The organism is Streptomyces sp. Inha503 (assembly GCF_047215865.1).
Classification (GTDB): domain Bacteria; phylum Actinomycetota; class Actinomycetes; order Streptomycetales; family Streptomycetaceae; genus Streptomyces; species Streptomyces lycopersici.
The window spans coordinates 11802055-11829054 of sequence record NZ_CP178360.1; the positions used below are offsets into that span (position 1 = coordinate 11802055).

Sequence of the window (27000 nt, forward strand, 5' to 3'; positions counted from 1 at the left end):
AGGTCACATCGGTGTTGGAGCCGGGTGACCGCCATGTTTCCCGGCAGGAAGGTAATCGATTGCAACGGGTCACGATCGCTCAGGTCGCCGAGCGGGCCGGTGTCTCCACCGCCACCGTGTCGCGAGTGCTCTCCCGCCGGGGCAAGGTCTCGGCCGCGGTCGAACGCAAGGTCCGCCGCGCCGCCGACGACCTGGGCTACCAGGTCAACGTCATCGCCAGGGCACTGCGCAACAGTCGTACCGACACCGTGGGGATGGTCGTGCCCAGCATCACCAACCCGTTCTTCACCTCCCTGGTGGAGAGCGTGGAACACGCCCTCGGCAAGGAGGGCAAGGAGCTCTTCCTGTGCGACGCGCGCTCCGACCCGCGGATCGAGGCGCGCCGGCTGGCCTCGCTCGCCGCGCGCAACGTCGACGGCATCATCGTCAGCCCGAGCCACGGCGTCGACAGCCGGCCCGCCGTGCAGCAGACCGCGGACCGGCTGCCGCTCGTCCAGCTCGACCGGTTCGTCGACGGCACCACCACCGACTGGGTGGGCGTCGACGACGTCGCCGCGATGCGGCAGGTCATGGACCACCTCCACGACGGCGGGGCGCGGTCGGCGGCCTTCATCGGCTCGCTGATGACCCACTCCTCCACGGAGCAGCGGTTCGCCGGGTTCCGGCGGCGCGCCGAGGAGCTGAACATCGAGGTGAAACCGGACCAGGTGCTGCTCGGGGACTACAGCGTGGAGTGGGGCGAGGCAGCCGTTGCCCGGCTGGTCGCGGAGGGCGGCCTTCCGGACGCGCTGGTATGCGCCGATGACCTGATTGCGCTAGGGGCCACCCGGGCCTGCCGGGCCCACGGTTTCGCGGTGCCCCGGCAGGTGCAGGTGACCGGCTACGACGACATCGAGTTCTCCCGGCTGGCCGAACCGGCCCTGACCACGGTCCACCAGCCCCGCGACCGGATCGCCGCTGAGGCGGTACGGCTGCTGGCCGCGGCGAGCCTGGCCAAGGACGCCGAGCGCGGTCCGCACGCGCGTATCTCACTCGTGCCGACCCTGGTGGTGCGCGACAGCACCCGGGCCGCGCAAACGCCCCCGGACCGCATATGACGGCGACTCACCACAACCCCAGGAGGACCCCGATGGACGACGCGGACATCTGGCGCGGTGCGACGGACCTCGCGCGGCGGCTGGTGCGGATCGACACCCGGGGCGGCCGGGAGGCACCGGCCGCCGCACTGGTGGCGGACCGGCTGGACGGCGCCGGGTTCGACGTCCGGATCGAGGAGCCGATACCCGGCCGGGCCAACGTCGTCGCCCGGTTCGGTCCCGCGGCGCCACGGGTGCCGGTCACCTTCACCGGACACCTGGACACCGTGCCCGCCGACCCGTCCGGCTGGTCGTTCGACCCGATGAGCGGAGAACTGCGCGACGGCCGGCTGCTCGGCCGCGGCAGCAGCGATATGAAGGCGGGCGTGGCCTGCCAGGTCGAGGCGGCGATACGGGCCGCCCGGGAAAGCCCGCGGGACACCGCCGTACAGCTGATCTTCACCTTCGGCGAGGAGACCGGCTGCCATGGGGCCGAGCGGATCGACGCGGCGTCGCTCACCCCCACCGACCTGCTCATCGTGGCCGAACCGACCGGCAACCGGACCGTCCTCGGCCACAAGGGCGTGCTGTGGCTCGCCGCGACGGCCCGTGGCGTCTCCGCGCACGGCTCCCGCCCCGAGCTGGGCCGCAACGCGATCGCCGCGCTCGCCGCCGCGGCGAGCAGGATCCACGGCCACCGTGCCTGGCCGGTGAGCCCGACCCACGGCCCGGCCACGGTCAACATCGGCACGTTCCACGCGGGCGAACAGCCCAACCTGGTGCCGGACCACGCCGAGATGCGGCTGGACGTGCGCACCGTTCCCGGCTTCGGACGGGACGAGGCGATCGCGGAGATCACCCGGCTGTGCGGCGACGGCATCGCCCTCGAACCGCTCCTGGACCTGCCCGGCGTCGCCACCACCCCGTCGGCAGCCGCCACCGCGCGGGAACTCCTGGCCCCCGGCTCCTCGGCCCACCCGGCCGAGTACGCGACCTACTTCACCGACGCCTCGGTGCTGACCGGCCGACTCGGCGATCCGGCGGTGGTGGTGTACGGACCGGGCGACCCGGATCAGGCCCATGTCACCGACGAATCCTGCTCACTGGCCGCCATGACCGAGTCCGCGGAGGCGATGCACCGGCTGCTGCGGCGCTTGTAGCCTGACGAGCGCGGTGCCGACGAGGCAGGGGCCTGGGAACAAGACGGCGCGACGAATGCCCCACCGAACCGTGAGCGTTGGGCGGTGCTACGAGAAGGAGAGCGATGCCGGACTCGGGATTCCCACCTCTGCGAGCACGTGGGCGAGGAGTCGGCTGGTATCGCGGAGACTGCCACATCCACTCCGTGTACTCGGACGGCGACCTCACCCCTGAGCAACTGGCAGTCGACGCTCGCGCAGCGGGACTCGACTTCATCGCCACGACGGAGCACAACTCCTCGAGCGCGCATGGTGCCTGGGGACGCCATGCCGCAGATGATTTCTTGATCCTCCTGGGGGAGGAGGTGACCACCAAGACCGGGCACTGGCTCGCTCTCGGCATCGCCCCAGGACAGGTGATCGACTGGGACTATCGCGTGGGAGACAAACTCATCGGCCCATGCCTGGACCAGGTCCGCGAATCCGGTGGACTGTGCGTGGCCGCCCATCCGCACGCGCCCTATCCCTCAGGCAGCTTCATGTACCCCTACCAGGACCTCGATGTGGTCGAGGTATGGAACGGGCTGTGGGCGTCGGACCGGCCATGGAACGCCGACAACGAGGCCGCCCTCGCCGAGTGGGGCCGAGGACTGGCGGAGGGAATTCACGCGGGGCGCTGGCAACCGGCCATGGGCAACAGCGACACCCACCTTGAAGGTCAGATCGGCATCCCGCACACCGTGGTGTTCGCCGAGAATTTGAGCACGTCGGCCATCCTCGAGGGAATCCGCGTGGGCCGCAGCTGGATCGCCGAATCGGCTGCCGTCGATCTGTCACTCACGGCCGTCGCCGCCGGCCACAACGCGGGGATCGGCGAACGCCTGGCAACCCATGGGGAACCCGTCGTGGTGCGCGCGCACATACGCGGTGTCCCATCGGGGACGGTCAGCTTTCACACCGACCGGGGCAAAGTCCACCGCGAAACGCTGCCTGACTCAGTCGTGGGTACCGCCGAGTGGCACACGACGTGGGAAGACTCGGTGTTCGTCCGGATCGAGGTACGTCATCCACACGGCCATATGGCCGCGCTCGCCAACCCGATCGTGCTGACTTGACCTCCGCGACCACAGCATCTCGTCCACCGCTTATGGGTTCTGCGGCGGCCTCCTTCGACCAGGTGTCACCCTGCCGAGCGCAGTGTCACCGTCTCCTTGCCGTGCAGTGTCTGGCGCTCTCATCCGCGAGATCGCAGAGCCGGCCGATGAACTCGCGGTAGCTGTCGGGGGCGTCGGCGTCGGCAGGGGTGCCGAAGGTGGCGAGAGCGATGCAGTATGCCTGCCCGGCATAGGGCCCTTCGCCGACGAGCAGGAGTTCGCCGAGGCGTCCGCGGAACTCGGTTCTGCCGGCAACGGCGATGCGCCAGGCCGCCGTCTTGCGCTCGCGCCACCCTCCATTGAGCAGAATGCCCAGTTCACGGGGGCTGATCTGACTGGCGGCCTCGCCCAGCTTTCGCGTGAACTTGCCGCGTTCGCACCCGCTCATGCCGAGAAGGCTGCCACCGAGTTTCAGGTACCGCCGATCGGGCGTGACGTAGCGGCGGATCAACTTGGGCAGCTCGGACTCTTCGTCAGCGTGGCGGCTGGTGGTGCGGTCAGTGATTCGCTGGTGGCCTTCGATCTCGCCATCTCAGCCGCGGTCCTGGGCGTTGGCGATGCAAATCTCTTCTAACCGTGCAGGTTGCGAAGGGGGCTCTGTAGACGGAGGCTGGCCGCCGTTGTACGACCCGCCATACGGCGCCGTGCGGATGCTCCAGCAGCACCACGCCGTTTCGGTTGACGGGCCGCAGCCGCTCGGGGAAGCAGCCCTTCCGGCTCAACTCGGTGATGGCCTTCGGTGGGAAGTTCACCAGTGGGTGGACGTGGTTGCTCTCGCCGTTGAACTCGACCAGCTCGGTCTCGAAGTCCTCGCACACGGCCCGCGTGATCACCTCGCAGCGCGTCAGGTGCCGGTCGGCGAAGACGGAGTGCCGGTACTTCGTCACGAAAACCAAGTGAACATGCATGTGGAAGATGCACTGACGGCCTGTACGAACGTTCTCATCGATACCCATAAACCAACTGTGTATCGTGATCCGCGTGCAGCTTCGGTACAGCTTCCGCCTGTACCCGAGCGCCGGTCAGCGCACAGCGCTGGCGAGGGCGTTCGGATGCGCGCGGGTGGTCTACAACGACGCGCTCCGCGCTCGGGAGACCGCCCGTAGCGAAGGCATGCCGTTTCCGAAGACCGGGGACCTGTCCAAGCGGCTGATCACCGGGGCCAAGCAGACACTGGAGCGGTCCTGGCTCGGCGAGGTTTCGGCGGTCGTCCTCCAGCAGTCCCTGAGGGACCTGGACACCGCGTACCGGAACTTCTTCGACGGTCTGAAGGGCAAGCGCCCGCGCATGGGCGCGCCCCGGTACAAGTCGCGCAAGGACACCCGGCAGGCCGTCCGGTTCACCGCGAACGCCCGCTGGTCGATCACCACGGGCGGGAAGCTGCGCCTGCCGAAGATTGGCGACCTGAAGGTGAAGTGGTCCCGGCCGTTGCCGTCGACGCCGTCCACGGTGACGGTGGTCAAGGACTCGGCGGGCCGGTACTTCGCGTCCTTCGTCGTGGAGACCGGTCCGGAAGAGGTGCTGCTGGAGACGACGCCCGAGCTGGGCATGGACCTCGGCCTCGGGCACTTCGCGGTCCTCTCCGACGGCCGGAAGGTCGACAGCCCGCGCTTCCTGCGCAGGGCCGGGAAGCGCCTGAAGAAGGCGCAGCGCGCGCTCTCCCGCAGGGAGCAGGGCAGCAGGAACAGGGACAAGGCCAGGGTCCGCGTCGCTCGGGCACACGCCCGTGTCGCGGACGCGCGCCGCGAGTTCCACCACCAGCTTTCCACGAGGCTGATCCGCGAGAACCAAGCGGTCGCCGTGGAGGATCTGGCGGTGAAGGGACTCGCCCGCACGCGCCTGGCCAAGTCCGTTCGCGACGCGGGATGGTCGGCGTTCGTGAGCATGCTGGAGTACAAGGCCGCCCGGTACGGGCGCACCTTCATCCGGATTGGCCGGTTCGAGCCCACGTCGCAGGTGTGCTCGCGGTGCGGAGTGGAGGACGGGCCCAAGCCCCTGCACGTGCGCGTATGGACCTGTGGGGCATGCGGGGCGGTTCTGGACCGGGACATCAACGCGGCGGTCAACGTCGCCAAGGCGGCCGGACTGGCCGAGACAGCCTGTGGAGCGCGAGTAAGACCGGGACTCCTCCCGGCACCGCGCAGCGAAGCAGGAACCCACTCGACACCGCAGCGTTCAACGATGCGGTAGGCGGGAATCTCCCCCTTCAGGGGGAGAGGATGTCAACCCAGGTCGAAGGTGTTGGGCAGCCCCAGCCGATAGCGCACCTCGTCGATCCGCTTCAGGGGCTCCATCTCCGGCGGCCGGAACAACTCCCAGATGTGGCACCGCCCGGCGGCCGAATTCTCTGCGTCCAGGAGTGCGTTGACGGCGCGTCGGGCGGACTCGTTGGCGCCCTCCATGGTGGCCAGGTCCACATCCGTACGGACGTAGTCGCCCGCGAGGAAGAAGTTCGGCACCGCTGTCCTGGCCGACGGGCGGTGGTGGAGGGTGCCGGTGGGGTGGATGAGGAGCTGTTCGCGGTTCTGTGGGTCGGGGCCGCCGAGGCCCGTGACCGCCGGGTCCATGAACCATCCGAGACGGTCCTCGTCCCGGAGCGTCGTCTTGCCGGAGTCGTTCAGCCCGTCCTTCAGCTGGGCCCACAGTTCGGCGACGATCTCGTCCTTGGTGCACTCACGGGCCGTCTTGCCGTACAGGATGCCGGGCTTGTCCCATTCGGAGATGATCGCGGACAGACACTCATGGGCCTGCCCGTCTCCGTAGTCGCGCGAAAAGTCCCGTACGTCCCAGAACTGCGTCTGGCCGATTCCGGTGACCGCCCACGGGGAGTCGAGGCAGTTGATGTGGCCGTGCACGACGGGGGTGGGCGTGCGCAGGTAGAACATCACGCCGGTCATCCAGTCCGTCTTCAGCGCGTCGCACCGCCCGAGCTGCGGGTCGGCGGCGCGCAGGGCCGGGCCCCAGGTGACGCGCGCGTGCTCGACCGGGAGGGCGGAGACGTAGTGGTCGGCGGTGATGGTGCGCTGCCGGCTGCCGCCGCGCGGCGCCACCCGTACGCCGGTCACCCGGCCGCCGTCGTACACCACCTCCCGGACCTCGGTGTCGAGCACGAACTCGACGCCCAGGGAGCGCAGATACCTCTCCCAGGGGTCGATCCACGCCTCGCTGGTCGGGGCGTTCAGCACCCGGTCGATGTCCGCGTCACCGTCCATGCCGCGGCCGAGCAGACCCCACAGGAGGAGGGCCTCGATGATGACGCGGCCGACGGTGCGGGTGGAGGCGATCTCGGCGCGGGTGGCGACGAGGTTGCGGGTCTGGCCGATGCCGAGGAGCACCTGGTACTCGCGGCTCATCTCGCCCGCCCGGATGAAGTCCCACCACGCGGTCTTCTCCCACTGGTCCTCGCGGCGGGCGTCGCAACTGGTGAGGTGGACCAGGAGGCGGTCGGCGAAGTAGGCGGCCTCGTCGGCGGGCAGGTGAGTGGCGAGGTCCAGCACCGACAGGATCTGGTCGCGGATCCAGGACGGGGTGAGGTCACCGGGGGCGGGCGGGGTGGTGGCCCGGCGGAGTGGGAAGTGCAGGTCCGGTCGGCCCGAACCGTGCGCGAACAACGCCTCCGTACCGCTGCGGAGGTTGCCGTGGACGCCGCTCGCGTTGCCGGGGAAGGGGATACGGCGCATGGTGTCCGGCAGATTCCGGTAGAAGCCGGGGAAGAACCGGAAGCCGTGCTCGCCGGGAAGCGGCTTGCGGCCGCCGGTTCCGGTCCCGGGGACGTTCATTGAGCGGGCCTTGCCGCCGAGGGCGTCGTAGTACTCGTAGACCGTGACCTCGTAGCCGCGTTCGGCGAGTTCATGGGCGGCGCTGAGGCCGGAGACTCCGCCGCCGAGGACGGCGACGCGCTTGCCGGAGGAGGCCGCGGCCGCGCTGCCGGTGGGCCCCAAGGCGCCGGCCGTTCCCCCGCCGACGACTCCGGCGACGGCTCCCCCGGTCGCCGTCAGGAAGCGTCTGCGGCTGTGTCCGTTGTGCCCCTGGGACTGCTGCGCGTTGTCCGTTGCCATGAACACCGAAGGTAGGGAGGGGCTCCGGAAGCCGGAAGCCCTATTTCCCGTCACCCACAGCATCCTCACAAACGCAAGGAGACAGCGATGCCGACCGTGATGCCGACCGTGATGCCGGGACGCGGGGTCGGCACCGCGGCCGGGCGGCCTTGGCCGTCGTGCCGACCACCGGCGGTCAGTGCTCGGGCACCCCCTTGCCCGCCCACTGGGTCGCGTGCTCCTGGACGAATTCGGCGAAGGTACGGGGTGGACGGCCGGTCAGATCCAGCACCGCGGTACTGACCTGGTCCTCCCGACCAGCCCTGATGCCGTCTTCCACGGCGGCGATGGCGGCGGCGAACTCGGCGGACATGCCCGCGGCGCGGTAGTTGGCCGCCTGCTCGTCGGTCCCGATCGCCACCACTCGGACCGGCCGTCCGGTGTGGCTGGTGATGATCGCCGCCACCTCCTGGAGGCTCATGGCCTTCGGCCCGGTGAGCAGGTGGTCACGCCGGTCGCCCGGCTCGACGCCGGGGTCGGCCAGCAGGGCGGAGGCGGCCGCCGCGATGTCCCGCGCGTCGATCCAGCCCACTCGGCCGTCACCGGCCGCGGTGCGGATCTCGCCGTACCGCCGGATCCGCTCGCCCACCGGGTGCGGGCTCAGGAAGTTCTGCATGAACCCGGACGCGCGCAGCACCACCCACCCTGGCCGGGCCCGCACCCGCGCGGCCAGCTCCAGCGCGCTGGGAGCGTTCGGCAATACGACGGCGGAGCCGAGGAGCACTACCCGGCGCACGCCGAGGCGCTGCGCCTCGGCGAGGAACGGGCCGACCAGCGGCATCGGGTCCACCGTGTTCACCGGAGGCACCAGGAAGACCCGGTCCACCCCGCGCAACGCGGCCGGGTGGGTGGCCGGGTCCGCCCAGTCGAACCGGACCGCGTCAGGATCACCGGCAGACGGGTGGCGGCTGGCCACCCGGACCGGCACACCGTTGCCGCGCAGCAGTTCCACCAGTGCGCTCCCGGTCTTCCCGGTGCCGCCGGTCACCAGCACGCCGGTCATCGGACCGCCCCCGAGCGCAGCGAATTGAGCAGTTCGGGCAGTGCCCCGGCCGCTGTGGCATTGGCCAGCGGGTTCCAGTAGTCCCGGAAGCGGGTGATCAGACCGTCCTGGACGGTGATCACCACGATGTAGTCCATCCGATAGGGGTCTCCGGTACGCACCGAGCGCCCGGTCGCGTGGTACTCCACCACAACGGTGTCCGGCCGTTCCGTATGGTGCACGGTGATCGCGGAGACCTCTCGCACGTCATACACCTCGGGGAAGCCGGCCAGGTAGCCACGGACCGCTTCCCGCCCGACCAGCCGCCGCGGCGAGGCCCCGGCGGCGAACGGGAACTCGGCGGTGCCGTCTTCCGCCCACAAGTCGGCGACGGCGTCCATGTCCTTGGCCAGCATCAGATCCAGCAGTCGGCGCATCGTTTCCTCGGGAGCGCGCGGCATGGTGTCCTCCAATATCCAACGGGGTGTCAAGTCCGGACTCGGTATCAAGTCCGGACTGGGTGTGAAGCCCAGACTGGACGCGGACCTGCCGCCGGGGAACTGACAGCTGAGCCCGGGACCACCAGTCCGTGGCTATGCCGGGCACCTCCTGCCACCATGAATGGGGTGAGCAGAAGCGAACTGGCCGACTTCCTGCGCCGCCGGCGGGAGGCACTGCCCCCTGACCAGGTGCCGGCCACGGCCATCCACCCGCCGGGCCGCCGCGCCCGGCGCACTCCCGGATTGCGTCGCGAAGAGGTGGCCGCACTGGCCGGGGTGTCGGTCAACTACTACGAGCGGCTGGAGCAGGCCCGCGCGCCACGCCCGTCCCCGCAGGTGCTGGCCGCGCTGGGGACGGCACTGCGGCTCACCGGCGCCGAACGCGAACACCTGGCGCGGCTGGCCGGCCAGATCCCGCCCGGCACCAACGCCGATCGGAGGCCGGTGCCCGCCGACGCCCACCGGCTACTGCACCGGCTCGGCCCGATTCCCGCCTACCTCGTCGACGAGCGGCAGGACATCGTGGCCTGGAACAGAGCGGCAGCCGAGTTGATCACCGACTTCGGGATGCTGTCCGCCGAAGAGCGCAACACCGTGCGGCTGGCCCTCCGGCTGGGCGACTCCCTCTGTTCGGCACCGCCCGGCGCGGAGGGCGAGTTCACCCGGCAGTCCGCCGCCGAACTGCGCACGGCCAGTGCCCGCTATCCGGCCGACCGCGTCCTCGGCGAGCTGGTCAACGAGTTCGCCGCGCACAGCCCGGACTTCGCCGCCGGCTGGCGCGACCACGACGTACGCCCCGTACCGACGCTGCGCAAGTACCTGCACCACCCGGACCTGGGTGAACTGGAGGTGGAGCGCCACACCCTGGTGCTGCCCGGCAGCAACTTGCAGCTGGTGATGTACACGGCGGAACCCGGCAGCCCCACCGCCATCGCACTCGCCCGGACCGGGACCCCGCGATAGGACCCCGCGGTGAGCCCTTCACAGCGTCGCAGCGGGCGGCTGCCCTGGGCTGAGGCGAACCGTGGACGCTCCGGCACCCGGGCGCCCATGTGGGGACGGCTGGCCGGCACCGTCATACGGCGGCCCGCGCTCACCGCGCCGCCCGTACTCGCGGTCCCGCTGCTCGCGGCAAGCCCGCTCCGCTGTGCCGGAGCTCGTAACCGAGTCGCCGTACGGGAAGAACTCGACGCACGTCTGACCACGCGTCGCGGGTCACCTCTGCGTAGCGTCGGTGCAGTAGACATCCTTGCCCGGCAGGTGGCCGGTGGTCAGGAAGCCAACGGTGGCCTTGTCGGCGCAGGCGGAACCCGCGTCGTAGACGTAATGCCCGCCGTTGTCGACGCCGACGAAGGCGGAGCGGTCGCCCAGGGCACGGTGCAGCCCGACGCCGCCTTCCCATGCGGTGGCGTTGTCCCGGCGGTTCTGGAGGATCAGGGTGTTGCGCGGGCCCTCGTCGGTTACGGCGACCGGCTTTTCCGCCGGCTTCTTCCAGAAGGCGCACGTCCAGACGTTGGCCGGCATTCCCGCGGTGAGCGGGTATGCCTTCCGGTTGGCGGCGGTGCGGGTGGCGTAGCCGTCGAGGTCGTGGGGCCACTCCGCGTCGCCGCAGGTGAGAGCCAGGAACATGGTCGCCTGGTTGTCCGCGGGCACGCCCGGAGGCCCCGAGGTCTCGGTGAAGATCTGCTGGAGCACCGCCTTGTCGGCGTCCGTGGTGTGACCACCGGCCAGATCGGAGGCCGCCTTCCAGAACCGGGTCAGGGGCGCGAGGGTGTCGTCGTGCAGGAGCATGCTGTAGGTGATGTTCCGCAGCCGCGGCCCGTCCAGCGACAGCGAAGTGCCGGGAACCGGTACGGGCTTGCGGTCGAGCCGGTCGGCGAGGGCGAGGTAGGTCCCGGTCACCTCCTTGACGCCGTTGCCCAGCCCGAGGGTGCCGTCCTGGGCCGCGGCGACGGCGGCCGCGTCCGGAAACCGGTCGGCCATGCCCTTGCCCCACGTGTCCGCCACCTCATCGGCCCACGCCTTGGTGGCGTTGACGTTGCCCTCAAGGATCATCCGACCGGTCCGGTCCTGGAACAGGGACCGGTAGACGGCGCCGAGGTAGGTGCCGTAGGACTGGCCCCAATAGGAGATCTTCTTCTCGCCCAGCGCCTGGCGGATGCGGTCCATGTCGCGGGCGGTGTTGGCGGTGTTGAAGTACTTCAGGTTCTCGCCCACCGTGTCGGCGCACCTCTTGGCGTTGGTTTTGGCGAGAGCCACGTTCTTGGTGATCGAGCCGTCCGCGGCGGGATACGGGAAGAGTGCGAAGACGCCGGGGTCCTTCAGACCGCAGCTCTGCGGGGTGCTGTGCTCGACACCGCGAGGGTCGAAACCGATCAGATCGTAGCGGTCGGTTACGGACTTCGGCAGTGTGGGCGCCATGGTTCCGGGTGTGTCGAGACCGCCCAGGGCCGGTCCGCCGGGGTTGAGCAGCAGGACGCCATGCCGTTTGCCGGGCGTGGCGGTGGCCAGCCGGGAGACCGCCACGTCGATCTGCGTGCCGTCCGGGTCGCGGTAGTTCAGCGGGACCTTCAACGTTCCGCAGGTCAACTGGGCATTCCGGGGCGATCGTTTGGCCGGCCGAGGGCACTTGCCCCAGGCGATCCTGACGTGGTCCGCAGTCTGCGTGGCAGCCGTCCCGGTCTGCTTCCCCGCCCTCGTCTGTGCCGTGTCCCCGGCGTCCCGGTCACATGCCGCCAGCCCGGTGCCGGCCAGCGTGGAAACCAGCAGAGCCACGGCGAACCGGCGGCTCCCGGGGAACCCGGACCCTCCGGAATCGCGCATCGTTCTCATTGGTGTCGCCCTCCTGGTGTTCGACCTGGCCGGACCGCCGGTCCGACCGCTGCGCTGACAGTCAGGGAGTCAACAAGAGACCTCCGGTGCCGGGCTTCACCCCCGAGCGGACACATCAGTAGCTCGCTCGGGGGACCGGCGGGGTCGGAGGCGACCGCCGCGGCACGGAAGGGGCGGCCGTCGCATCGGCCGCACGATGACATGGCTTCGGGAGAAGCGCCCGTACCCCGTCAGCCGCGCTTCGCCGACGTCCCGGCGCGCAAGCCGTCGACGAGCAGGTCGAGCATCCGCCCGGCCTGCTCGCGGTCTTCGGTCGCGAGGAAGATCCCGACCAGGGTGCTGACGACGTCGTCGGGGCGCACGTCTGCCCGGAGCGTGCCCTTCCGCGCTCCGGCGGCGATCAGCGCGCCGACGGCGCCGTTGATGTTCGCCCGCGCGCGGGCGGAGGCGACCGTGCCCTCGGCGGTGATCGCCTTGAGTGTCTCGGCCATACCGCGCTTGGTGGCGATGAAGTCGGCGTAGTCGTCCATCCACGTGCGCAGCGCGGTGACGGGCTCGTGCTCGGCGAGCAGCGGCTCCACGCGGGAGCACAGTTGCGCGCGCTCGGCGCGGTAGACCGCCTCGATCAGCGCCTCGCGGGTCGGGAAGTGCCGGTAGAGCGTGCCGATCCCGACACCGGCCTCGCGGGCGACGGCCTCCAGGGTCGGCGTCTGTCCGGCGGTGAAGGCGGCGCGGGCCACCTCGAGGAGGCGGTCCCGGTTGCGCTGGGCGTCGGCCCGCAGGCGTGGTTCACGGTCGACAGCGGCCATGAAGCGGAGGCACCTCCGATTGTGGTACGTTGCGGAGGTCCCTCCGCTTAACCGTGAGCCTACCGTTCCACGGGAGTCCCACCATGACCACCACCCGCACCACTTCGGGCGCACGCCCACACCCCAGCGGGCGCACGTCTCTCGCCGGACGCCCCGTCGCCCGCATCGGCTACGGCGCGATGCAGCTCGAGCACGGCGACGACGAACGCGCGCACGCCGTGCTGCGCCGGGCCGTCGAGCTGGGCGTCGACCACATAGACACCGCCGAGTTCTACGGACCGGGCCGCGTCAACGCGCGCATCCGAGCCGCACTGCGTCCCTACCCCGAGCACCTGGTGCTGGCCGGCAAGGTCGGTGCCACCAGCGACCCGAACGGCCAGTACGGGCTGCGTCCGGCGCAAAAGCCCGCCGAACTCCGCTCCGAGCTGGAGGCGAACCTGCGCACGCTGGGCGCCGAGCGCCTCGACGTGGTCAACATCTACCCGATGTACCGGACGCAAGGAATCCCCGCCGACCAGCGGGTCGACTTCGACGACCAGCTCGCCGAGCTGATCGCCCTGCGCGACGCCGGGCTGCTCGGCGGAATCGGCCTCAGCCACGTCGACGCCGACCAGTTGCGGCACGCCCTGCCGGCCGGCGTCGTCTGCGTGCAGAACGCCTACAGCCTCGTCGACCGTTCGTCCGAGCCCCTGCTCGACCTCTGCCGCGAGCACGGCATCGCCTGGGTGCCGTACTTCCCGCTCGGGTCGGGGTTCCCGGAGCTGCCGAAGGTCGCCGACCGGCCCGCCGTACGCGAGGTGGCGACCCGACTGGGCGCGACCCCGTCCCAGGTCGGGCTGGCATGGCTGCTCGCCCGGGGGCCGCGGACGCTTCTCATCCCCGGCACCCGCAGCATCGACCACCTCGAGGAGAACCTCGCTGCCGGCGACGTCATCCTCGACGAGGAGGCGCTGGCCGCGCTGGAGGGATAGCCCGTGCTTCCGGCGCTCCTCGACGGCATCGGCCGCTTGGCACCGATGTTCCCGGGTCTCGGGTCCTGCCACGGACCACGGGGGCGTGGTCACGGCCAACGATGCCGCTGTCCGAATCGAGGTGGGGGACGGGCAACGGCGATTCACCGCCCTGCCCGCGCCCCGGACCGCCTCGGCTGAGAGCCTGTGTCATATCCCCGGTCGGATCAGCGTGCGTGCCAGGCGTCGCACGCCCGGCCGGGGATATGACACAGGCTCTCAGCCCAGCTCGCCCATCAGGGCGGTGACGTAGGCATCCAGCCGCTCCTCCACGGCTCGCGTTGTCAGCTCCGTCCTCCCCGCCTCCCGCCATGGCTGTCCCACCTGCCGCACTTCTTCCGAGCACGCCAGCCCGTCCCGCACCCGCCAGTACAGCCGCTCGCTCGCGTCCGCGGCCAGCACCCCGCCGGCCTCCTCATACGCCTCAGCGAACCGCAGACCCCACGCCGGGCCGTGCAGCAGCGCGAGATTGGTGGAGCAATGCGCCACATCGAGATCCGCCGGGCCCCACGAGGCCGCTGCCCAGTCGACGACGCCGGTGATCCGAGGACCTGCCGAGCTCGGGGGCTCCACGTCGAACAGCACATTGCCGGGTTGGAAGTCCCGGTGCAGGAACCGCTCTTCATAGGGCGGCGCGGGCTTGCGGATCACCTCGATCGCCGCGGCCCATACCGCCGCGTCGGCGCCCTTCGGAACGACGACGGTGTCGGCGGTCGTCCACGCCACGTACTCCCGGGGCCGCACGGCGGGCCGCACCGCGTGGATCGCCACGAGTTGACGGGCCAGCAGAGGAACGCGCGTCTCCCATCCCTCATCGTCGAGGACCACCCGGCCCGCCAGATGTGTCATGAGGAGCGATGGATACTCGCAATGCGCGGCGGTCGGATCAACCGCGACCAGTCCAGGAGCCGGTACGCCGGTCCCCGCGAGCAGGGTCAGGGCGTCGGCCTCCCTGTTCAGCCAGTCCTCGGCGTGTTCCACGTTGACGAAGGACCGCAGCACCAGGTCGCGGGTGCCTCCCCGCGTGCCGATGGTCAGCAGCCGCATGTCGGCGGTGATGCCGCCGTGCAGGGCCTCGGTCCTGACGATCCGTTCGCCGACCTCAAGGTGCCGACTCACCCAAGCCAGGGTCAACGGGCCCATTCGAGTCATCGGAAGGCGATCTCTTCGCAGCGGGCGACGCTTCGGCGGATCGAAGCGCGGTCGAGGCCGAGCAGCGCCGTGAGCCACATGCCGTTTTGAACGATGTCGATGTCCGCGGCCCGCTTGTTCGCCTCGGTCCTCGACAGCTCCGGCCGGGCGGTACGGATCAGCGTCGCCAGGGCCTTTCGGTAGCGCTTCTGCGCGGCTGTGTTGATCTCACCGAAGACCGGGTGAACCTGGGCGAGCGACCACAGTTGCAGGCGCAGGGAGAGGTATTCCGTCGTCAGGAATTCGGACCTGGCAACACGGCGGAGCACCGCCCGGAGGTTGTCCTCCGGGCTTTTGGCCGGGTCCGGGGCGACCATGGCCATGTCCTCTCTCTCGATGCGGCGCAGGGCCGCGCAGATGAGAGTGTCCTTGTCGCCGTAGTAGTAGTTGACCAGTCCCAGTGAGACACCGGCTTGCCGCGACACCGCGCGCATGCTGACACCCGAGATTCCCTGCCGCGACAGGAGGGTGAGAACGGCGTCGAGGATCTGCTCCTCCCGGTCGAGCTTCTTCGCATGCTCCGCAGTCGTGTCACCCACCCGCACGAGACTAGCCGCTACTGGACCACACCACGCGTGGGCCACCCCACGTCGACCTCGTGTCCACGCACCGGCGGGGCCGATCGTCGCGAGGCATTGAACGATCGTCCAATCCGGCCTATCTTCCGGGACATGGCTACTCTCACCGCGGAAGAGGCCGAGACGATCGCCTTCGGCTATGACCAGGACCCCGCGAAGTCCATGTCCCTCCGGTCTGAGGCCTACACCGACCCGAAGTGGCACGCCGTGGACCTCGAGGCCATTCTCGGCCGCACGTGGCAGTGGGTCTGTCATGTGGAGAAGCTGACGCGGCCGGGCAGCTACGTGACCACGACCGTCGCCGGGATGCCGGTGGTCGTGATCCGCGACCGGTCGAAGCGGCTGCGCGCCTTCTACAACGTCTGCAAGCACCGGGCGCATGAACTCCTGTCGGGCGAGGGGACGACGCGCACCATCGTGTGCCCGTACCACGCGTGGACGTACGACCTGGGCGGCGCCTTGGTGGGGGCACGGCAGACGGCCAGGATGGACACCTTCGACAGGTCCGGGATCTACCTCGACCGGATCCAGGCCGAGGAGTTCTGCGGTTTCGTCTACGTCAACCTCGACCCGGCCGCCCGGCCCCTGGCGGAGCAGGCTCCCGACCTCGCCGCCGAGATCACCCAGCGGGCACCGGACATCGCCGGGCTCACCCACGCGAGGCGTCTGAACTACGACGTCAAGACCAACTGGAAGAACGTCATCGACAACTTCCTGGAGTGCTACCACTGCCACATCGCGCACAAGGAGTTCGTGTCGCTGGTGGACATGGACACCTACGACGTGAAGACCCACGGCATCTGGTCGAGCCACTTCGCGGACGCGGGCACGTCCGAGAACATCGCGTACGACGTGTCCGGCGCGACCGTCAAGGAGCATGCGGTGTGGTGGCTGTGGCCCAACACATGCCTGCTGCGCTACCCCGGGCGGGGCAACTTCATGATCTTCCAGGTGCTGCCGGCCGGGCCCGACCGAACCGTGGAGACCTGGGACTTCTTCCTGGAGGGCCCGGAGCTCAACAAGGCGGAGGAGCAGTCGGTGCGGTACATCGACGAGGTGCTGCAAGTGCAGGACATCGACCTGGTCGAGAGCGTACAACGCGGCATGGGCACGCCCGCCTTCGGCCAGGGCCGGATCGTCTACGACCCCGAGCGGGCACCGGGGCTCTCCGAGCACGGTGTCCACCACTTCCACGGACTCGTCCTCGAGGCCTACCGCTCGCTGGCGAACGGCACGAGCGCGTCCTCGACGCCCTGTCCCGCCGACGCGGCGCTCTGCTCACCGAGCTGATCACCGTTGCCCGAGGGCACGCTTCGCCGGGTGCGCGATAGCCCCTGCCGAGGAGGAAGGCCGGGTTGGGGGTGTCGCTAGCCCCCTCCGGGGTCCTGGGGCTGGCCCCCGTGTGGCCGGGGTGTTGACGCCATGGCGTCGCACCGTCCCCGGTCCGTACGTTTAGGCAGGTCAGAACCTTGCTGACCGATTCAGGACCGGAGCCCTCCATGTCTCAGACCACCGCGCCGTCCGCATGCACCGCACCCGTCGGCGCCCCCGCGCAGCAGGGGAGTGAGTTCACCCCCCTGCTGCGGAAGGTCAGGGGGCGGGGGCTGCTGGAGCGTCGCAAGGGCTGGTACGCGCGGATGATCACCGTGAACCTCCTCGCCCTGGCCGCCGTGGTGGCGGGTTTGGTCCTCGCCGGGGACACCTGGTGGACGCTGCTGCTCGCCGTGCCGCTCGCCGTCCTGTCCGCCCGCACCGCCTACGTCGGCCACGACGCCGGACACGCCCAGATCGCCGTCGGCCGCCGGGCGAACCGCGCCATCGGGCTACTCCACGGCAATCTGCTCCTGGGCATGAGCTACGCCTGGTGGAACGACAAGCACAACCGGCACCACGCCAACCCCAACCACATCGAGAAGGACCCGGACGTCGGCGCCGGCGCACTCGTGTGGACCGCGGAGCAGGCCGCCGTGCGCCGCGGATTCGCCCGGTGGGTCACCCGCCACCAGGCCTGGCTGTTCTTCCCGATGCTGCTGCTCGAAGGAATCGCCCTGAAGGTGAGCAGCGTCCAGGACCTGCGGCGGCAGCCGGTGCGCGAGCGGGCCGTCGAGGGCGCGCTGCTGGCACTGCACACGGTCGGTTACGGCGCCCTGCTGCTCACCTGTCTGCCGGTGGGCAAGGCCATCGCGTTCGCGCTGCTCCACCAGGCGCTCTTCGGGCTCCACTTGGGCATGGCCTTCGCGCCCAATCACAAGGGCATGGACATGCCCGACCCGGCGGGCGAGCGCTGGGGCCATCTGCGCCGCCAGGTCCTGACCTCGCGGAACGTCCGGGGCGGGCCGGTCACGGACTGGCTCCTCGGCGGGCTGAACTACCAGATAGAACACCACCTCTTCCCGAACATGCCCAGGCCCCACCTCAGGCTCGTACAGCCTCTGGTCCGGGAACACTGCCGCGACCTCGGGCTCTTGTACGCCGAGACCGGGCTGCTCGACTCGTACCGGCAAGGGCTCCGGCACATGCACACGGTCGGCGGTGCGGTCCGGCCCGACTGAGCGCCGTCGGCTGCCGGGCCGAGGGGCGGTCGGGTCCCGGTGTCCCTGCCGTGGGTCCGCTGAGCGGATTCGGGGTCAGTGCGCCGTCGTGAGGTGGCCGTTCACGAGCGCGAGGCTGCGGGCACGCAGGGCCGCTCTGGCTTGTTCGTCGTAAGCCTGGTCGGTGGCGCGGGCGGGCCGGAGGCGGTCGAAGAATTGGCCGGTGGTGCCTTCCAGAGCAGGGTCGACGGCGAGTCGGCGGGTGGCCTCGACCCCGGACTCCAGGGTGTCGGCGGTGACACCGATCTCGGACAGGACGATCTTGGTCGGCATATAGGTGCCGGGGTGCAGACAGGTGGCGGTCAGTTCGGTGGGCGCGAACCGTTCGGCGAGGTCGAAGCAGTGCATGATCTGCGCGAGTTTGCTCTGGCCGTAGGCGCGTGTGCCCGAGTATCCGTGTTCGAGCATGAGGTCGTCGAAGTCGAGTGGATGCTGGCCCAGGGACGAGACGTGGACGACGCGGGCGGCGTGCTCCGTGGTCGCGGAGGCACGCAGGAGCGGGAGCAGGTTCTCGGTGAGGACGAACGCCGCGAGGTAGTTCACCGCGAAGCGCAGCTCATGGCCGTCGCGGCTGGTGCGGCGGTGGCGTCCGTCGGGTTCGCCGGAGCCGATGCCCGCGTTGTTCACGAGTACGTCGAGATTGTCGACGCTGTCCGCGATCGTGTCGGCCAGCCGGGCCACTTGGGCGAGGTCGGACAGGTCGGCGGTCGCGGTGACGGGTGCGGCGGCGCCGGCGCCTTCGATCTCGGCGACGACCCGCTCGAGTTTGGCGGGGTCGCGGCCGTGCAGGACGAGCCGGACGTCGCGGTCGGCCGCGAGGCGCACGGCGAGGGCGCGGCCGAGGCCGTCGGTGGCCCCGGTGATCGCGATGGTCGTGGTGGCCGTGGTGGTCATGCCAGTTCCTCCGGAGCGAGACTGCGGGTGAGGAGGCCGAGGAGGGCGTCGACGAGGGCATGGGGGGCCGCGTCGGCGGAGCCGGAATCGAACGGTGGAGGTGCGGCGAGCACCTCGTACCAGAGCAGGCCGAAGACGATCCGCGCGTCGAGCGCCGGTGAACGGCCCGCCGGGAAATCCCCCCGCTCGACGGCGCGGCCCGCCAGGACCTCGAAGGCGACGCGGCGACGGGCGAGGAACTGTTCACGAAAGCAGGCGCCGAACTCCGGGTCGATCTGGGCCTGGGCCATCAGCGTGCGCATCACGCGCATCACCGAGGGGTCCAGGCCCAGCGCGAACGACCGATCGAGGAACTGGCGCAGGTCTGCCGCGTAGCTGCCGTGGTCGTCGAGCCCGATCTGGACGTCGGCCTTGAGCACCAGCGCGTCGAGCAGCACATCGGCCTTGGACGGCCACCAGCGATAGACGGTCTGCTTGCCGGTGCCCGCCCGCGCGGCGATTCCCTCCACCGTCAGGCCCGGATAGCCGAGTTCGACGGTGAGCTCCCAGGCGGCGGTGAGGATCGCGCTGCGACTGCTCTCACTGCGCTTGCGGCCGGGTCGGATCGGCTCGGGTGCGGACGGCATGGTTCCGAGGCTACATGAATCGAACCGAGACGTACCGGTTCGCAATCGACTACGAGATGTTCACCGAGGGCCGACGCCGCGGCCGGCCCCGCAGCCGTCAATCGTGCGCGGGGACGGCCCAGGCGACGAGCTGGAGGATGACGCCGTTGGGGTCGGTGACCTGGAAGAGGCGCTCGCCCCAGGGCTCTTCGCGCAGCGGCATGGTGATGGGGGCTCCCTCGCTCCGCAGCCGCTCGTACTCGGCGTCCAGATCGTTCACGGTGAACGCGATGATCACGCCTGCGGCGTGCCGGTCCCGGAAGCCTTCGGGCAGGACCTCGATACCGCGCCGCAAGAAGATCACGTTGGCGGCGTCCTCGCGGACCAGCGAGGCGAAGCCGTCGGCGGCCACGGCTTCCTGAAAGCCGAAGTGCTCGACCAGGAACGCGGTGGACGCGGGGACGTCGTCAACGGTCAAGGAGATGGCGGTGGAGGTGATGTTCATGATCCGTCCTGGGGTGAGAGGATATCTCTATACACAGTACACTGTACTGCGTATAGAGAAAGGAGGGGAAGGGACCGAGGACCAGAGCGGGAACAATGGAGCCCATGGCCAAGGAACACGGGGGCACGAGCGACCCGGCCCGCATTCTGGAACTGCTGTGGCGAGAGCCCGGACACGGAGATGCCCGCCGCGGCCCCAAGCAGGGGCTGACGGTCGACGCCGTCGTCCGGGTCGCCGTCGAGCTCGCAGACTCCGACGGCCTGGAGGCCCTGACCATGCGCGGCATCGCCCGGCAGTTGGGGGTGACGCCGATGACGCTCTACACCTACGTCCCCGGCAAGGCGGAACTGCTCGACCTCATGATGGACCGCGTGTACCTGGAGATGCCGCGCGGCGACCTGTCGACGGCCCCGTGGCGCACAAGGGTGGAGGCCGTCGCGCACGAGAACCGTGATCTGTACGACCGCCACCCCTGGGTGGCGACGATGTCCACAGCACGCCCGCCGCTGGGCCCCGGCCTCATGACCAAGTACGAACACGAACTGGCCGCGTTCGACGGCCTGGGCCTCGACGACGTGGAGATGGATGCGGCCCGCACCCTCCTTCTGGACTTCGTCCACTCCGTCGCCCGCGCGACCCTTGACAGCCAGGCCGCCGCCCGCGACAGCGTGATGTCCGACCAGCAGTGGTGGGCCGCCAACGAACCGCTCCTGACCAAGGTCTTCGACCCCGCCCGATTCCCCCTCGCGGCGCGCGTCGGAAGCGCCGCGGGAGCGGCACACCAGGGCATGTACAACCCCGAACACGCCTTCGCCTTCGGACTGCAACGGATCCTGGACGGCCTCGCCCACCTCATGAGCCGTCGCCGTTGACAGGCCCGGGCCGCCGCGGGGGAGTTCAGCGGCGGACCGGGCGGCGGGGGCGGGTCAGGCGGGTATCCCGGAGTCGGGGATCCAGTGGCCGTGGATACCGGCGGGCACCCTGCGGGGGAGTTCGACGGCGGCCACGGTGCTCAGATCGCTCGCGTCCAGGACGAGGAGCTCCGAGGCGTCGGCCGTGAGGTCGCTGACGATGGTGAGCAGGTAGCCGTCGTCCTCGGCGGTCCCGTCCTCGGCGGGCGCGAAGACGGCCTCGCCGGGCATCCGGCCCGCGCCGTGCGCGAGGAGCTTCTCCCGGCCGGTCCGGGTGTCGAACTTGACGGTGTGGTAGCCCGACAGGCCCGCGCCGGGGAAGGCGATGGCGTAGCTGTAGCGGTAGGCCGAACCGGTGTGGGCGTCGTTGATCGACGGGAACTCGGTGGCCAGGTCGTTGAGGGACTCCGTGGTGACCTTGCCCGTGGCCGGGTCGATGATCCACCGGTGGAAGGTCGAGCCGGCGTCGGGGCTGGTGCCGTAGCCGGGAGCGCCGACCCACCACTTCCACGAGTTCTCCCAGGCGGAACGGTCGAAGCGCGGTGCTTCGAGGACGATCCGGCCCTGCGCGTCGGTGTAGGCGCCCGCGACGTGCAACAGCGCCGCCTGGTCGGCCACCTCGAACCAGCTGGTCCTGCCCCCGGCGCGCGGCATCACACCGATGCGCAGCGGGACGTCGTCGTGCCAGCGGTAGGGGATGCCGGAGTGCTCGGCGTGGTCGAAGACCACCGGCGAGTCGATGAAGACGACGTGCTCGCGGGTGATGGCGAAGTCGTGCATGAGCGACGGGCCGGAGCCGTCGATGACCTCCGACGTGACGATGTCGCCGGAGGCGTCGGCCACGTAGTAGGTCAGATACGGAGGGAAGGGGCCGTAGCTGAAGAAGTGCAGCTCGCCGGTCGCCGGGTCCTCTTTGGGGTGGGCGGTCATCGCGCTGGTGAGCTTGCCACCGAAGTCGTGGACGCCGATCGTGTCGAGTTCGGCGCTGACCTCCCAGGGCAGGTTGGCCTCCTGAAGGGCCAGGTAGCGGCCCCCGTGGAAGATGATGTTGGTAGCGGCGGCGCTGACTTCGAGCTCGGTTCCGGTGAACGGCACGCCGGCCAGGAAGGGGGTGCGCACCCAGCGGTTGCGGTACCACTCGGCCCGGCCGCCCGTGAGGCGGACGCCGTGGATCATGCCCTCGCCGCGGAACCAGTGGGTGGGGGTGATGCCCGGCTTGGGGTTGTGACCGTTGCGGAAGTAGCGGCCGTTCAACTCGGGTGGGAGGGTGCCGCGCACCTTCAGTTCGCGGCCGGTGATCTCATCGGTGACGGGGGTGAAGTGGCCGCTGATGTACGGCTTGTCCAGGGGCACGGTCATGCCTTTCGCGTCGAGAGAGCCGAGAGAGTCGAGATGAGCAGGGTCAGGGCGGCGCAGGCCAGGAAGGCCACGCCAAAGGAGGGGAGCAGGGTCAGGAAGGACAGGCCGATGGCTCCGCCGATCTGCCGGGTTGCGTTGACCAGCCCGCCGGCCAGACCGTTGTCGGCGGCCGGGACGCCCGTGGAGGACATCGCGGTGAGCCGGACGAAGGCCACCCCCAGCCCGATGCCGATGAGGAGCGTCGGGCCGAGCAGGTCCACGGGGAAGGTGCCGTCGGCCGGGGTTCGGGACAGCCAGGCCAGTCCGGCCGCGAGGACCAGCAGGCCCACGGGGAGCACATGGCGGCCAAAGACCTTGCCGGTGGCCCACGACGAGAGGGTGATCATGAGGGCGAGGGGAAGCTGGGCCAGCCCGGCTTCCAAGGGCGAGTAGCCGAGGGTGCGCTGCTGGTAGAGCGGCAGGAAGTAGAAGAGGCCGAGCCAGACCGCGCCCAGCAGGGCCATCAGCACATTGGGCGCCGCCACCACGCTCATGCGCCCCGGCAGCAGCGGGTCGGTGGCGCGGCGCTGGAGCACCACGAACAGGCCGAGCAGCGCCAGACCCAGCACGGCGAGCGGCCAACGGCCTGACAGGCCGTAGGTGAGCGCGGCCAGCCCAGCCGTCACCGTCACCGCGCCCGGCGCGTCCAGGCTTCCGCCGCGTGGCCGGTCCGCCCCGACCAGCAGCCGGGTGGCCACCAGGACGGCCAGGGCGAGGGGCACCATCACGACGAACACCGCACGCCAGCCGTACAGGCTGGTGAGCAGCCCGCTCAGCAGCACGCCCGCCGCGCCGCCGGCACCGGAGACCGCGCCCCACACTCCGAGCGCGGTGCCACGCCGCTCCTTGTCGGGATAGAGCGTCAGCACGAGGGCCAGCGCCGTGGGCGCCAGCAGCGCGGCGCCGGTTCCCTGCACCGCCCTGCATACGATCAGCACGATCGCGGTGGGCGCCAGAGCCGCGCCCACGGAGGCGAGGGCGAACAGGCCGATGCCGAGCAGAAACACGCGGCGAAGGCCGTATACGTCGCCCGCGCGCCCGCCCGGCAGCAGCAGCGCGCCGAAGACCAGTACGTAGGCGTTGACCGTCCACGCCTGGCCCGTATCCGACAGATCGAGCCCGGCCCGGATCTGGGGCAGTGCGACGTTCACGATCGATGTGCTCAGCACGACCAGGAACTGGGCCGTGGCCAAAACCGCCAGCGGTATCCAGCCGGTGGTGGTCCGTTGCGTTGCGGTGCGGGTCATGGGCTCGACACTCGCAGTGGGCGTCCGCCGCTCGCGTCGGTAGTCATCGCCTATCCGACTCCCCACGGGAGACCTCGGGTGACTGGGGTCTTCCCTGATTCCCCCGCGGCGCACGACCGCATAGGTTTCGGACGTGCCCGAGACATATACGGATGTCCTGATCGGCCGTCAGGACGAGATACGCCGGCTCGACGCCCTGCTCCGAGCGGCGGGGGAGGGCCGGGGCGGCGTCCTGGTCCTGCGCGGTGAGCCGGGCATCGGCAAGAGCGCGCTGCTGCGGCATCTGGACGAGGCCGCGACCGGATTCCGCGTCATGCGGGCGTCGGGCGCGGAGTTCGAGATGGAGCTGCCGTTCGCCGCGCTGCACCAGTTGCTCTCGCCCGTCACCGGCCGGCTGACGGCGTTGCCCGCGCCGCACCGCAAGGCGCTGGAGATCGCTTTCGGCCTCGACACCGGCACACCCGATCCGTTCCTGGTCGGCGTCGCGTCGCTGGGCCTCCTGGTGGAGACCGTGCGCGAACGCCCGCTCCTGTGCGTCGTCGACGACGCACAGTGGCTGGACCAGGCGTCGGCCAAGGCGCTGGCCTTCGTGGCCCGCCGGGTCTCGGCCGAGTCGATCGCCCTGGTGTTCGCGGCGCGCGAGCCGAGCCACCGGCACGAGCTGGACGGGCTGCCCGGCCATGCGCTTCGGGGCCTTGGCGAATCGGATGCCCGCGCGCTGCTGGCCGCGGCGATCCGCGCCCCGTTGGACGAGCGGGTGTGTGACCGCATCCTGGCCGAGGCGCGCGGCAACCCCCTCGCGCTGGTGGAGCTTCCCAGGACCGCCGGACTCGCGGGGATGGCGGGCGGATTCGCCCAGCCCGACTCGGTACCCGGTGTGATCGAGCGGAGCTTCCGGTCCCGGCTGGAACTCCTGCCGCCCGCGGCCCGGCTGCTGGTGACCGTCGCCGCCGCCGACCCGATCGGCGACCCCGGCCTGCTGTGGCGTGCGGCCGAGCTCCTGGGCATCGACGCGGCCGCCGCCGCGGAGTCCATCCCGCTGGTCGAGTTCGGCACCCGGATCCGGTTCGGCCACCCCCTCGCCCGTTCGGCCGCCTACCGCGCCGCAGGGCCGGAGGAGCGGCGCAGGGCGCACGAGGCGCTGGCCGCCGTGACCGACCCGGTCGCCGACCCCGACCGGCGGGCCTGGCACCGTGCCCAGGCCGGCGCCGGTCCGGACGAGCAGGTCGCCGCCGAGCTCGAAGCCTCAGCCACTCGCGCCCAGGAGCGTGGCGGTGTCGCGGCGGCCGCGGCCTTCCTCGAACGCTCGGCCGCGCTCACGATCAGTCCGGTCCAACGCGCCGAGCGTGCCCTCGCCGCGGTCCAGGCCAAGCTCTCGGTGGGCGACTTCGAAGCGGCGGCCGATCTGCTCACCACCGTGGCGACCGACGATCCGAGCCAGGCAGCCAGGGCCGACCTGCTCCGCGGCAGGCTGTCGTTCGTCCGCCGCCGGGGGGACGAAGGCCCCACGGCGCACCTCCTGCGCGCCGCCGCCCGGCTGGCGGCCACCGACCCCGCCTGGTCACGGGAGTGCTACCTGGACGCCTTCGAGATGGCCCTTCTGCTCGGCGGGCTCGACCACGTGGTGGAGGCAGTCGGGAAGTCCCCGCCGTCGGGCGGGCCGGCAGCCGGCGCGGCGGCGGTCCTGACCGGCCTGATCAACCTGGTGAGCGACGGGCACCAGGCGGCGGGGGAGATCCTCGGGCCTGTCGTCGGCGACGTCGGCGACGAGGTGTGGGCCAGGCGGCCATCACTGGGCTTCATGCTGGCCACCGAGCTGTGGAACTTCGACGCCATGCACTCCATCGCCACCCGTGCCGTCACGGCCGGCCGAGAGTCGGGCTCCTTCCACGCGCTGCCCATCGGACTGGCCATGCGGGCCACCGCGACCGTGCACACCGGCGACTTCGGTGCCGCGATGGAGCTGATCTCCGAGCAGGAGGCGATCGCCGACGCCACCGGCGCGGCACCGCTGGTCTATCCGCGTCTCCACCTGGCCGCGATGCGCGGGCGGCGCGACGAAGCCCTCGAACTGTTCTCGTCGGTGGATCACGGGATGAGCCTCAGCATGCAGTGGGCGATGGCCGTGCTCGGCAACGGCCTGGCCGACTACCCGGCCGCGCTGAAGGCGGCGAAGCAGGCGGTCCAGTACGGCGCCGTCGGCACGGCGGGCCTTGCCCTGCCCGAGCTGGTCGAGGCGGCCGTGCGGTGCGGCGAGACCGAGGTCGCCGCCGCGGCCCTCGCGTCCCTCCGGGAGCGCACGCGGGCGGGTCGGCAGGCATGGGGTCTTGGCGTCGAGGCCTATGCGCGGGCCCTGGTGACCGCGGACGAGTCCGCCTACCAGGAGGCGATCGGACTGCTCGACGACAGCGCACTGGTCGTCTACCGAGCCCGGGCATATCTGCTGTACGGGGAGTGGCTGCGCCGCCAGGGCCGACGGCGTGACGCCCGGTCCGCCCTGCGGTCGGCCCACGAGTCGCTGTCCGACCTCGGTGTGGAGGCGTTCGCCGAGCGCGCCGCCGGTGAGTTGCGTGCCACGGGCGCGAAGGCCCGCAGCCGCACGTCGAAGGCATCGGACCAGCTGACGATGCAGGAGGTGCACATCGCACGCCTGGTCGCCGACGGTGCCACCTCCAAGGAGGTGGCGGCGAAGCTGTTCCTCAGCCCGCGGACGGTCGACGCGCATCTGCGCAACATCTTCCGCAAGCTCGGGCTCACCTCACGCAGGCAACTGCGAGAGCTGCCCGACATTCGTCAGCCGCGTGGTGGTGGCCGTCCGCAGGCCGGTCAGCCGCGACGCGAGAAGTAGATGGTGGCGAGGATGTAGGTCACGCCGCCTGCCCCGCACAGCACATCCCAGGGGTGGCCGCTGTGCCCGCGGACCAATTCGGTCACGAAGCCGGCCAGGAGCACCAGTACGAGAACGTGCAGCGTAAACGCGGACGCGCGCTGGTTGATGGCTCGACGGCGCTCGTCCGTGGTCTGGCCGCGCAGCAGCGCGGCGGACTCCGACCGGCGCGATGCCATGACGAGGACCAGCACATAGGCGGCCATGGTGACGAAGCCGCCGGCGGCCATTCCGGGGTCGTTCCGGGCCAGGAAGACCGCGATGAAGACCGCGCCCATGGCCAGCCCCACGGCTGGGACGGCCCAGCGCTGGCCGCGGGTGGTCTCTGGTTCGTGGTCAGTCGACATGAAAGATCTCCTCCACCGTCTTACCGAAGTACCGGGCCATACGGATTGCCAGAGGCAGCGATGGGTCATAGCGAGACTGTTCGATGGCATTGATCGTCTGCCGGGAAACACCCAGCGCCCGCCCCAACTCCTGCTGGGAGAGCCCCATGACGATACGCAGCTGACGTACCTCGTTCCGCATATATGGAAAGTAGGCTTTACATCGGCCAGTGTCAAGTGTCCTTTACATCGCGCCTTTGCATCGCCG

Annotated in this window: 26 protein-coding genes; 10 read left to right on the plus strand and 16 right to left on the minus strand. The window is 70.5% G+C overall.

The window, feature by feature from the left end:
* Positions 1-59: 59 nt before the first annotated feature.
* The 3 genes from ACJX2R_RS48685 (at position 60) to ACJX2R_RS48695 (ending at position 3330) form a co-directional block, all read left to right on the plus strand.
* Positions 60-1097, plus strand: a complete 1038-nt coding sequence (locus ACJX2R_RS48685; RefSeq protein WP_413105400.1) for a LacI family DNA-binding transcriptional regulator — start codon at positions 60-62, stop codon at positions 1095-1097.
* Positions 1098-1129: 32 nt separating this feature from the next.
* Positions 1130-2236, plus strand: a complete 1107-nt coding sequence (locus ACJX2R_RS48690) for a M20 family metallopeptidase (protein ID WP_413105401.1) — start codon at positions 1130-1132, stop codon at positions 2234-2236.
* A gap of 104 nt (positions 2237-2340) precedes the next feature.
* Positions 2341-3330 carry a CehA/McbA family metallohydrolase gene (locus tag ACJX2R_RS48695; protein WP_413105402.1) on the plus strand — a complete coding sequence of 330 codons (990 nt, stop codon included), beginning with the start codon at positions 2341-2343 and terminating at the stop codon, positions 3328-3330.
* A gap of 85 nt (positions 3331-3415) precedes the next feature.
* On the opposite strand, the gene ACJX2R_RS48700 is transcribed toward ACJX2R_RS48695, so the two are convergent.
* Together ACJX2R_RS48700 and tnpA are read right to left on the minus strand one after the other, a co-directional pair.
* Positions 3416-3820 carry a DUF6000 family protein gene (locus ACJX2R_RS48700; RefSeq protein ID WP_413105403.1) on the minus strand — a complete coding sequence of 135 codons (405 nt, stop codon included), beginning with the start codon at positions 3818-3820 and terminating at the stop codon, positions 3416-3418.
* Between the two features lie 46 nt (positions 3821-3866).
* Entirely contained in the window at positions 3867-4325 is a 459-nt protein-coding gene (gene tnpA / locus ACJX2R_RS48705) for an IS200/IS605 family transposase (protein ID WP_413105404.1), read from the minus strand.
* A 25-nt stretch (positions 4326-4350) separates the two neighbouring features.
* Here tnpA and ACJX2R_RS48710 point away from each other — a divergent pair, with 25 nt between their 5' ends.
* On the plus strand, positions 4351-5559 hold the full coding sequence (locus tag ACJX2R_RS48710) for an RNA-guided endonuclease InsQ/TnpB family protein (protein WP_413105405.1): 1209 nt from the start codon (positions 4351-4353) through the stop codon (positions 5557-5559).
* 32 nt (positions 5560-5591) lie between these two features.
* On the opposite strand, the gene ACJX2R_RS48715 is transcribed toward ACJX2R_RS48710, so the two are convergent.
* The 3 genes from ACJX2R_RS48715 to ACJX2R_RS48725 form a co-directional block, all read right to left on the minus strand.
* Positions 5592-7427, minus strand: a complete 1836-nt coding sequence (locus tag ACJX2R_RS48715; protein ID WP_413105406.1) for an FAD-dependent oxidoreductase — start codon at positions 7425-7427, stop codon at positions 5592-5594.
* 175 nt (positions 7428-7602) lie between these two features.
* On the minus strand, positions 7603-8469 hold the full coding sequence (locus ACJX2R_RS48720; RefSeq protein WP_413105407.1) for an NAD(P)H-binding protein: 867 nt from the start codon (positions 8467-8469) through the stop codon (positions 7603-7605).
* On the minus strand, positions 8466-8909 hold the full coding sequence (locus ACJX2R_RS48725) for a nuclear transport factor 2 family protein (protein WP_413105408.1): 444 nt from the start codon (positions 8907-8909) through the stop codon (positions 8466-8468). The genes ACJX2R_RS48720 and ACJX2R_RS48725 overlap by 4 nt, the downstream gene beginning before the upstream one ends.
* A 165-nt stretch (positions 8910-9074) precedes the next feature.
* Here ACJX2R_RS48725 and ACJX2R_RS48730 point away from each other — a divergent pair, with 165 nt between their 5' ends.
* Positions 9075-9911: a helix-turn-helix transcriptional regulator gene (locus tag ACJX2R_RS48730; RefSeq protein WP_413105409.1), complete on the plus strand. Its 837-nt coding sequence runs from the start codon at positions 9075-9077 to the stop codon at positions 9909-9911.
* A 252-nt stretch (positions 9912-10163) separates the two neighbouring features.
* Here the strand turns inward: ACJX2R_RS48730 and ACJX2R_RS48735 are convergent, their stop codons facing one another.
* Positions 10164-11522 carry an alpha/beta hydrolase gene (locus ACJX2R_RS48735; protein WP_413105410.1) on the minus strand — a complete coding sequence of 453 codons (1359 nt, stop codon included), beginning with the start codon at positions 11520-11522 and terminating at the stop codon, positions 10164-10166.
* A gap of 488 nt (positions 11523-12010) precedes the next feature.
* Positions 12011-12589, minus strand: a complete 579-nt coding sequence (locus tag ACJX2R_RS48740; RefSeq protein ID WP_413105411.1) for a TetR/AcrR family transcriptional regulator — start codon at positions 12587-12589, stop codon at positions 12011-12013.
* A gap of 83 nt (positions 12590-12672) precedes the next feature.
* Here ACJX2R_RS48740 and ACJX2R_RS48745 point away from each other — a divergent pair, with 83 nt between their 5' ends.
* A complete protein-coding gene (locus ACJX2R_RS48745; protein WP_413105412.1) occupies positions 12673-13560 on the plus strand; it encodes an aldo/keto reductase in 888 nt (295 codons plus the stop codon).
* 258 nt (positions 13561-13818) lie between these two features.
* On the opposite strand, the gene ACJX2R_RS48750 is transcribed toward ACJX2R_RS48745, so the two are convergent.
* Positions 13819-14751, minus strand: coding sequence for a phosphotransferase family protein (locus tag ACJX2R_RS48750; protein WP_413105413.1), 933 nt, complete (start codon positions 14749-14751; stop codon positions 13819-13821).
* Positions 14748-15329 (minus strand): TetR/AcrR family transcriptional regulator, encoded by a 582-nt coding sequence (locus tag ACJX2R_RS48755; protein WP_413105414.1) that lies wholly within the window; start codon positions 15327-15329, stop codon positions 14748-14750. Before ACJX2R_RS48755 ends, ACJX2R_RS48750 begins: the two co-directional genes overlap by 4 nt.
* A gap of 132 nt (positions 15330-15461) precedes the next feature.
* Between ACJX2R_RS48755 and ACJX2R_RS48760 the strand changes: the two genes are divergently transcribed.
* Positions 15462-16658, plus strand: a complete 1197-nt coding sequence (locus tag ACJX2R_RS48760; RefSeq protein ID WP_413105415.1) for an aromatic ring-hydroxylating oxygenase subunit alpha — start codon at positions 15462-15464, stop codon at positions 16656-16658.
* A 209-nt stretch (positions 16659-16867) separates the two neighbouring features.
* A complete protein-coding gene (locus ACJX2R_RS48765; protein ID WP_413105416.1) occupies positions 16868-17920 on the plus strand; it encodes a fatty acid desaturase family protein in 1053 nt (350 codons plus the stop codon).
* Between the two features lie 75 nt (positions 17921-17995).
* Here ACJX2R_RS48765 and ACJX2R_RS48770 read toward each other — a convergent pair whose 3' ends face one another.
* The 3 genes from ACJX2R_RS48770 to ACJX2R_RS48780 form a co-directional block, all read right to left on the minus strand.
* Positions 17996-18853 (minus strand): SDR family NAD(P)-dependent oxidoreductase, encoded by an 858-nt coding sequence (locus ACJX2R_RS48770; RefSeq protein WP_413105417.1) that lies wholly within the window; start codon positions 18851-18853, stop codon positions 17996-17998.
* Complete coding sequence (locus ACJX2R_RS48775) at positions 18850-19479, minus strand: TetR/AcrR family transcriptional regulator (RefSeq protein ID WP_413105418.1); 630 nt, start codon at positions 19477-19479, stop codon at positions 18850-18852. The genes ACJX2R_RS48770 and ACJX2R_RS48775 overlap by 4 nt, the downstream gene beginning before the upstream one ends.
* A gap of 97 nt (positions 19480-19576) precedes the next feature.
* Positions 19577-19963 (minus strand): VOC family protein, encoded by a 387-nt coding sequence (locus ACJX2R_RS48780; protein WP_413105419.1) that lies wholly within the window; start codon positions 19961-19963, stop codon positions 19577-19579.
* Between the two features lie 104 nt (positions 19964-20067).
* On the opposite strand from ACJX2R_RS48780, the gene ACJX2R_RS48785 reads away from it, so the two are divergent.
* On the plus strand, positions 20068-20835 hold the full coding sequence (locus ACJX2R_RS48785; protein WP_413105420.1) for a TetR/AcrR family transcriptional regulator: 768 nt from the start codon (positions 20068-20070) through the stop codon (positions 20833-20835).
* A 54-nt stretch (positions 20836-20889) separates the two neighbouring features.
* On the opposite strand, the gene ACJX2R_RS48790 is transcribed toward ACJX2R_RS48785, so the two are convergent.
* Both ACJX2R_RS48790 and ACJX2R_RS48795 read right to left on the minus strand, forming a co-directional pair.
* Positions 20890-22233: a carotenoid oxygenase family protein gene (locus ACJX2R_RS48790; protein WP_413105421.1), complete on the minus strand. Its 1344-nt coding sequence runs from the start codon at positions 22231-22233 to the stop codon at positions 20890-20892.
* Positions 22230-23519 (minus strand): MFS transporter, encoded by a 1290-nt coding sequence (locus tag ACJX2R_RS48795; RefSeq protein WP_413105422.1) that lies wholly within the window; start codon positions 23517-23519, stop codon positions 22230-22232. The genes ACJX2R_RS48790 and ACJX2R_RS48795 overlap by 4 nt, the downstream gene beginning before the upstream one ends.
* Positions 23520-23652: 133 nt before the next feature.
* On the opposite strand from ACJX2R_RS48795, the gene ACJX2R_RS48800 reads away from it, so the two are divergent.
* Positions 23653-26367 (plus strand): ATP-binding protein, encoded by a 2715-nt coding sequence (locus ACJX2R_RS48800; RefSeq protein ID WP_413105423.1) that lies wholly within the window; start codon positions 23653-23655, stop codon positions 26365-26367.
* Here ACJX2R_RS48800 and ACJX2R_RS48805 read toward each other — a convergent pair.
* Together ACJX2R_RS48805 and ACJX2R_RS48810 are read right to left on the minus strand one after the other, a co-directional pair.
* Positions 26346-26753: a DUF2178 domain-containing protein gene (locus ACJX2R_RS48805; RefSeq protein ID WP_413105424.1), complete on the minus strand. Its 408-nt coding sequence runs from the start codon at positions 26751-26753 to the stop codon at positions 26346-26348. The two genes, ACJX2R_RS48800 and ACJX2R_RS48805, sit on opposite strands and share 22 nt — an antisense overlap.
* Positions 26743-26934 (minus strand): helix-turn-helix transcriptional regulator, encoded by a 192-nt coding sequence (locus ACJX2R_RS48810; protein WP_262698041.1) that lies wholly within the window; start codon positions 26932-26934, stop codon positions 26743-26745. The genes ACJX2R_RS48805 and ACJX2R_RS48810 overlap by 11 nt, the downstream gene beginning before the upstream one ends.
* Positions 26935-27000: the final 66 nt, after the last annotated feature.

Excerpts from the sequence above, each read along its gene's own strand:
- ACJX2R_RS48690 (WP_413105401.1), top strand. The coding sequence starts at position 1,130 with ATGGACGACGCGGACATCTGGCGCGGTGCGACGGACCTCGCGCGGCGG.
- ACJX2R_RS48695 (WP_413105402.1), top strand. The coding sequence starts at position 2,341 with ATGCCGGACTCGGGATTCCCACCTCTGCGAGCACGTGGGCGAGGAGTC.
- tnpA (WP_413105404.1), bottom strand. The coding sequence starts at position 4,325 with ATGGGTATCGATGAGAACGTTCGTACAGGCCGTCAGTGCATCTTCCAC.
- ACJX2R_RS48715 (WP_413105406.1), bottom strand. The coding sequence starts at position 7,427 with ATGGCAACGGACAACGCGCAGCAGTCCCAGGGGCACAACGGACACAGC.
- ACJX2R_RS48720 (WP_413105407.1), bottom strand. The coding sequence starts at position 8,469 with ATGACCGGCGTGCTGGTGACCGGCGGCACCGGGAAGACCGGGAGCGCA.
- ACJX2R_RS48725 (WP_413105408.1), bottom strand. The coding sequence starts at position 8,909 with ATGCCGCGCGCTCCCGAGGAAACGATGCGCCGACTGCTGGATCTGATG.
- ACJX2R_RS48740 (WP_413105411.1), bottom strand. The coding sequence starts at position 12,589 with ATGGCCGCTGTCGACCGTGAACCACGCCTGCGGGCCGACGCCCAGCGC.
- ACJX2R_RS48745 (WP_413105412.1), top strand. The coding sequence starts at position 12,673 with ATGACCACCACCCGCACCACTTCGGGCGCACGCCCACACCCCAGCGGG.
- ACJX2R_RS48750 (WP_413105413.1), bottom strand. The coding sequence starts at position 14,751 with ATGACTCGAATGGGCCCGTTGACCCTGGCTTGGGTGAGTCGGCACCTT.
- ACJX2R_RS48760 (WP_413105415.1), top strand. The coding sequence starts at position 15,462 with ATGGCTACTCTCACCGCGGAAGAGGCCGAGACGATCGCCTTCGGCTAT.
- ACJX2R_RS48765 (WP_413105416.1), top strand. The coding sequence starts at position 16,868 with ATGTCTCAGACCACCGCGCCGTCCGCATGCACCGCACCCGTCGGCGCC.
- ACJX2R_RS48770 (WP_413105417.1), bottom strand. The coding sequence starts at position 18,853 with ATGACCACCACGGCCACCACGACCATCGCGATCACCGGGGCCACCGAC.
- ACJX2R_RS48775 (WP_413105418.1), bottom strand. The coding sequence starts at position 19,479 with ATGCCGTCCGCACCCGAGCCGATCCGACCCGGCCGCAAGCGCAGTGAG.
- ACJX2R_RS48780 (WP_413105419.1), bottom strand. The coding sequence starts at position 19,963 with ATGAACATCACCTCCACCGCCATCTCCTTGACCGTTGACGACGTCCCC.
- ACJX2R_RS48785 (WP_413105420.1), top strand. The coding sequence starts at position 20,068 with ATGGCCAAGGAACACGGGGGCACGAGCGACCCGGCCCGCATTCTGGAA.
- ACJX2R_RS48790 (WP_413105421.1), bottom strand. The coding sequence starts at position 22,233 with ATGACCGTGCCCCTGGACAAGCCGTACATCAGCGGCCACTTCACCCCC.
- ACJX2R_RS48795 (WP_413105422.1), bottom strand. The coding sequence starts at position 23,519 with ATGACCCGCACCGCAACGCAACGGACCACCACCGGCTGGATACCGCTG.
- ACJX2R_RS48805 (WP_413105424.1), bottom strand. The coding sequence starts at position 26,753 with ATGTCGACTGACCACGAACCAGAGACCACCCGCGGCCAGCGCTGGGCC.
- ACJX2R_RS48810 (WP_262698041.1), bottom strand. The coding sequence starts at position 26,934 with ATGCGGAACGAGGTACGTCAGCTGCGTATCGTCATGGGGCTCTCCCAG.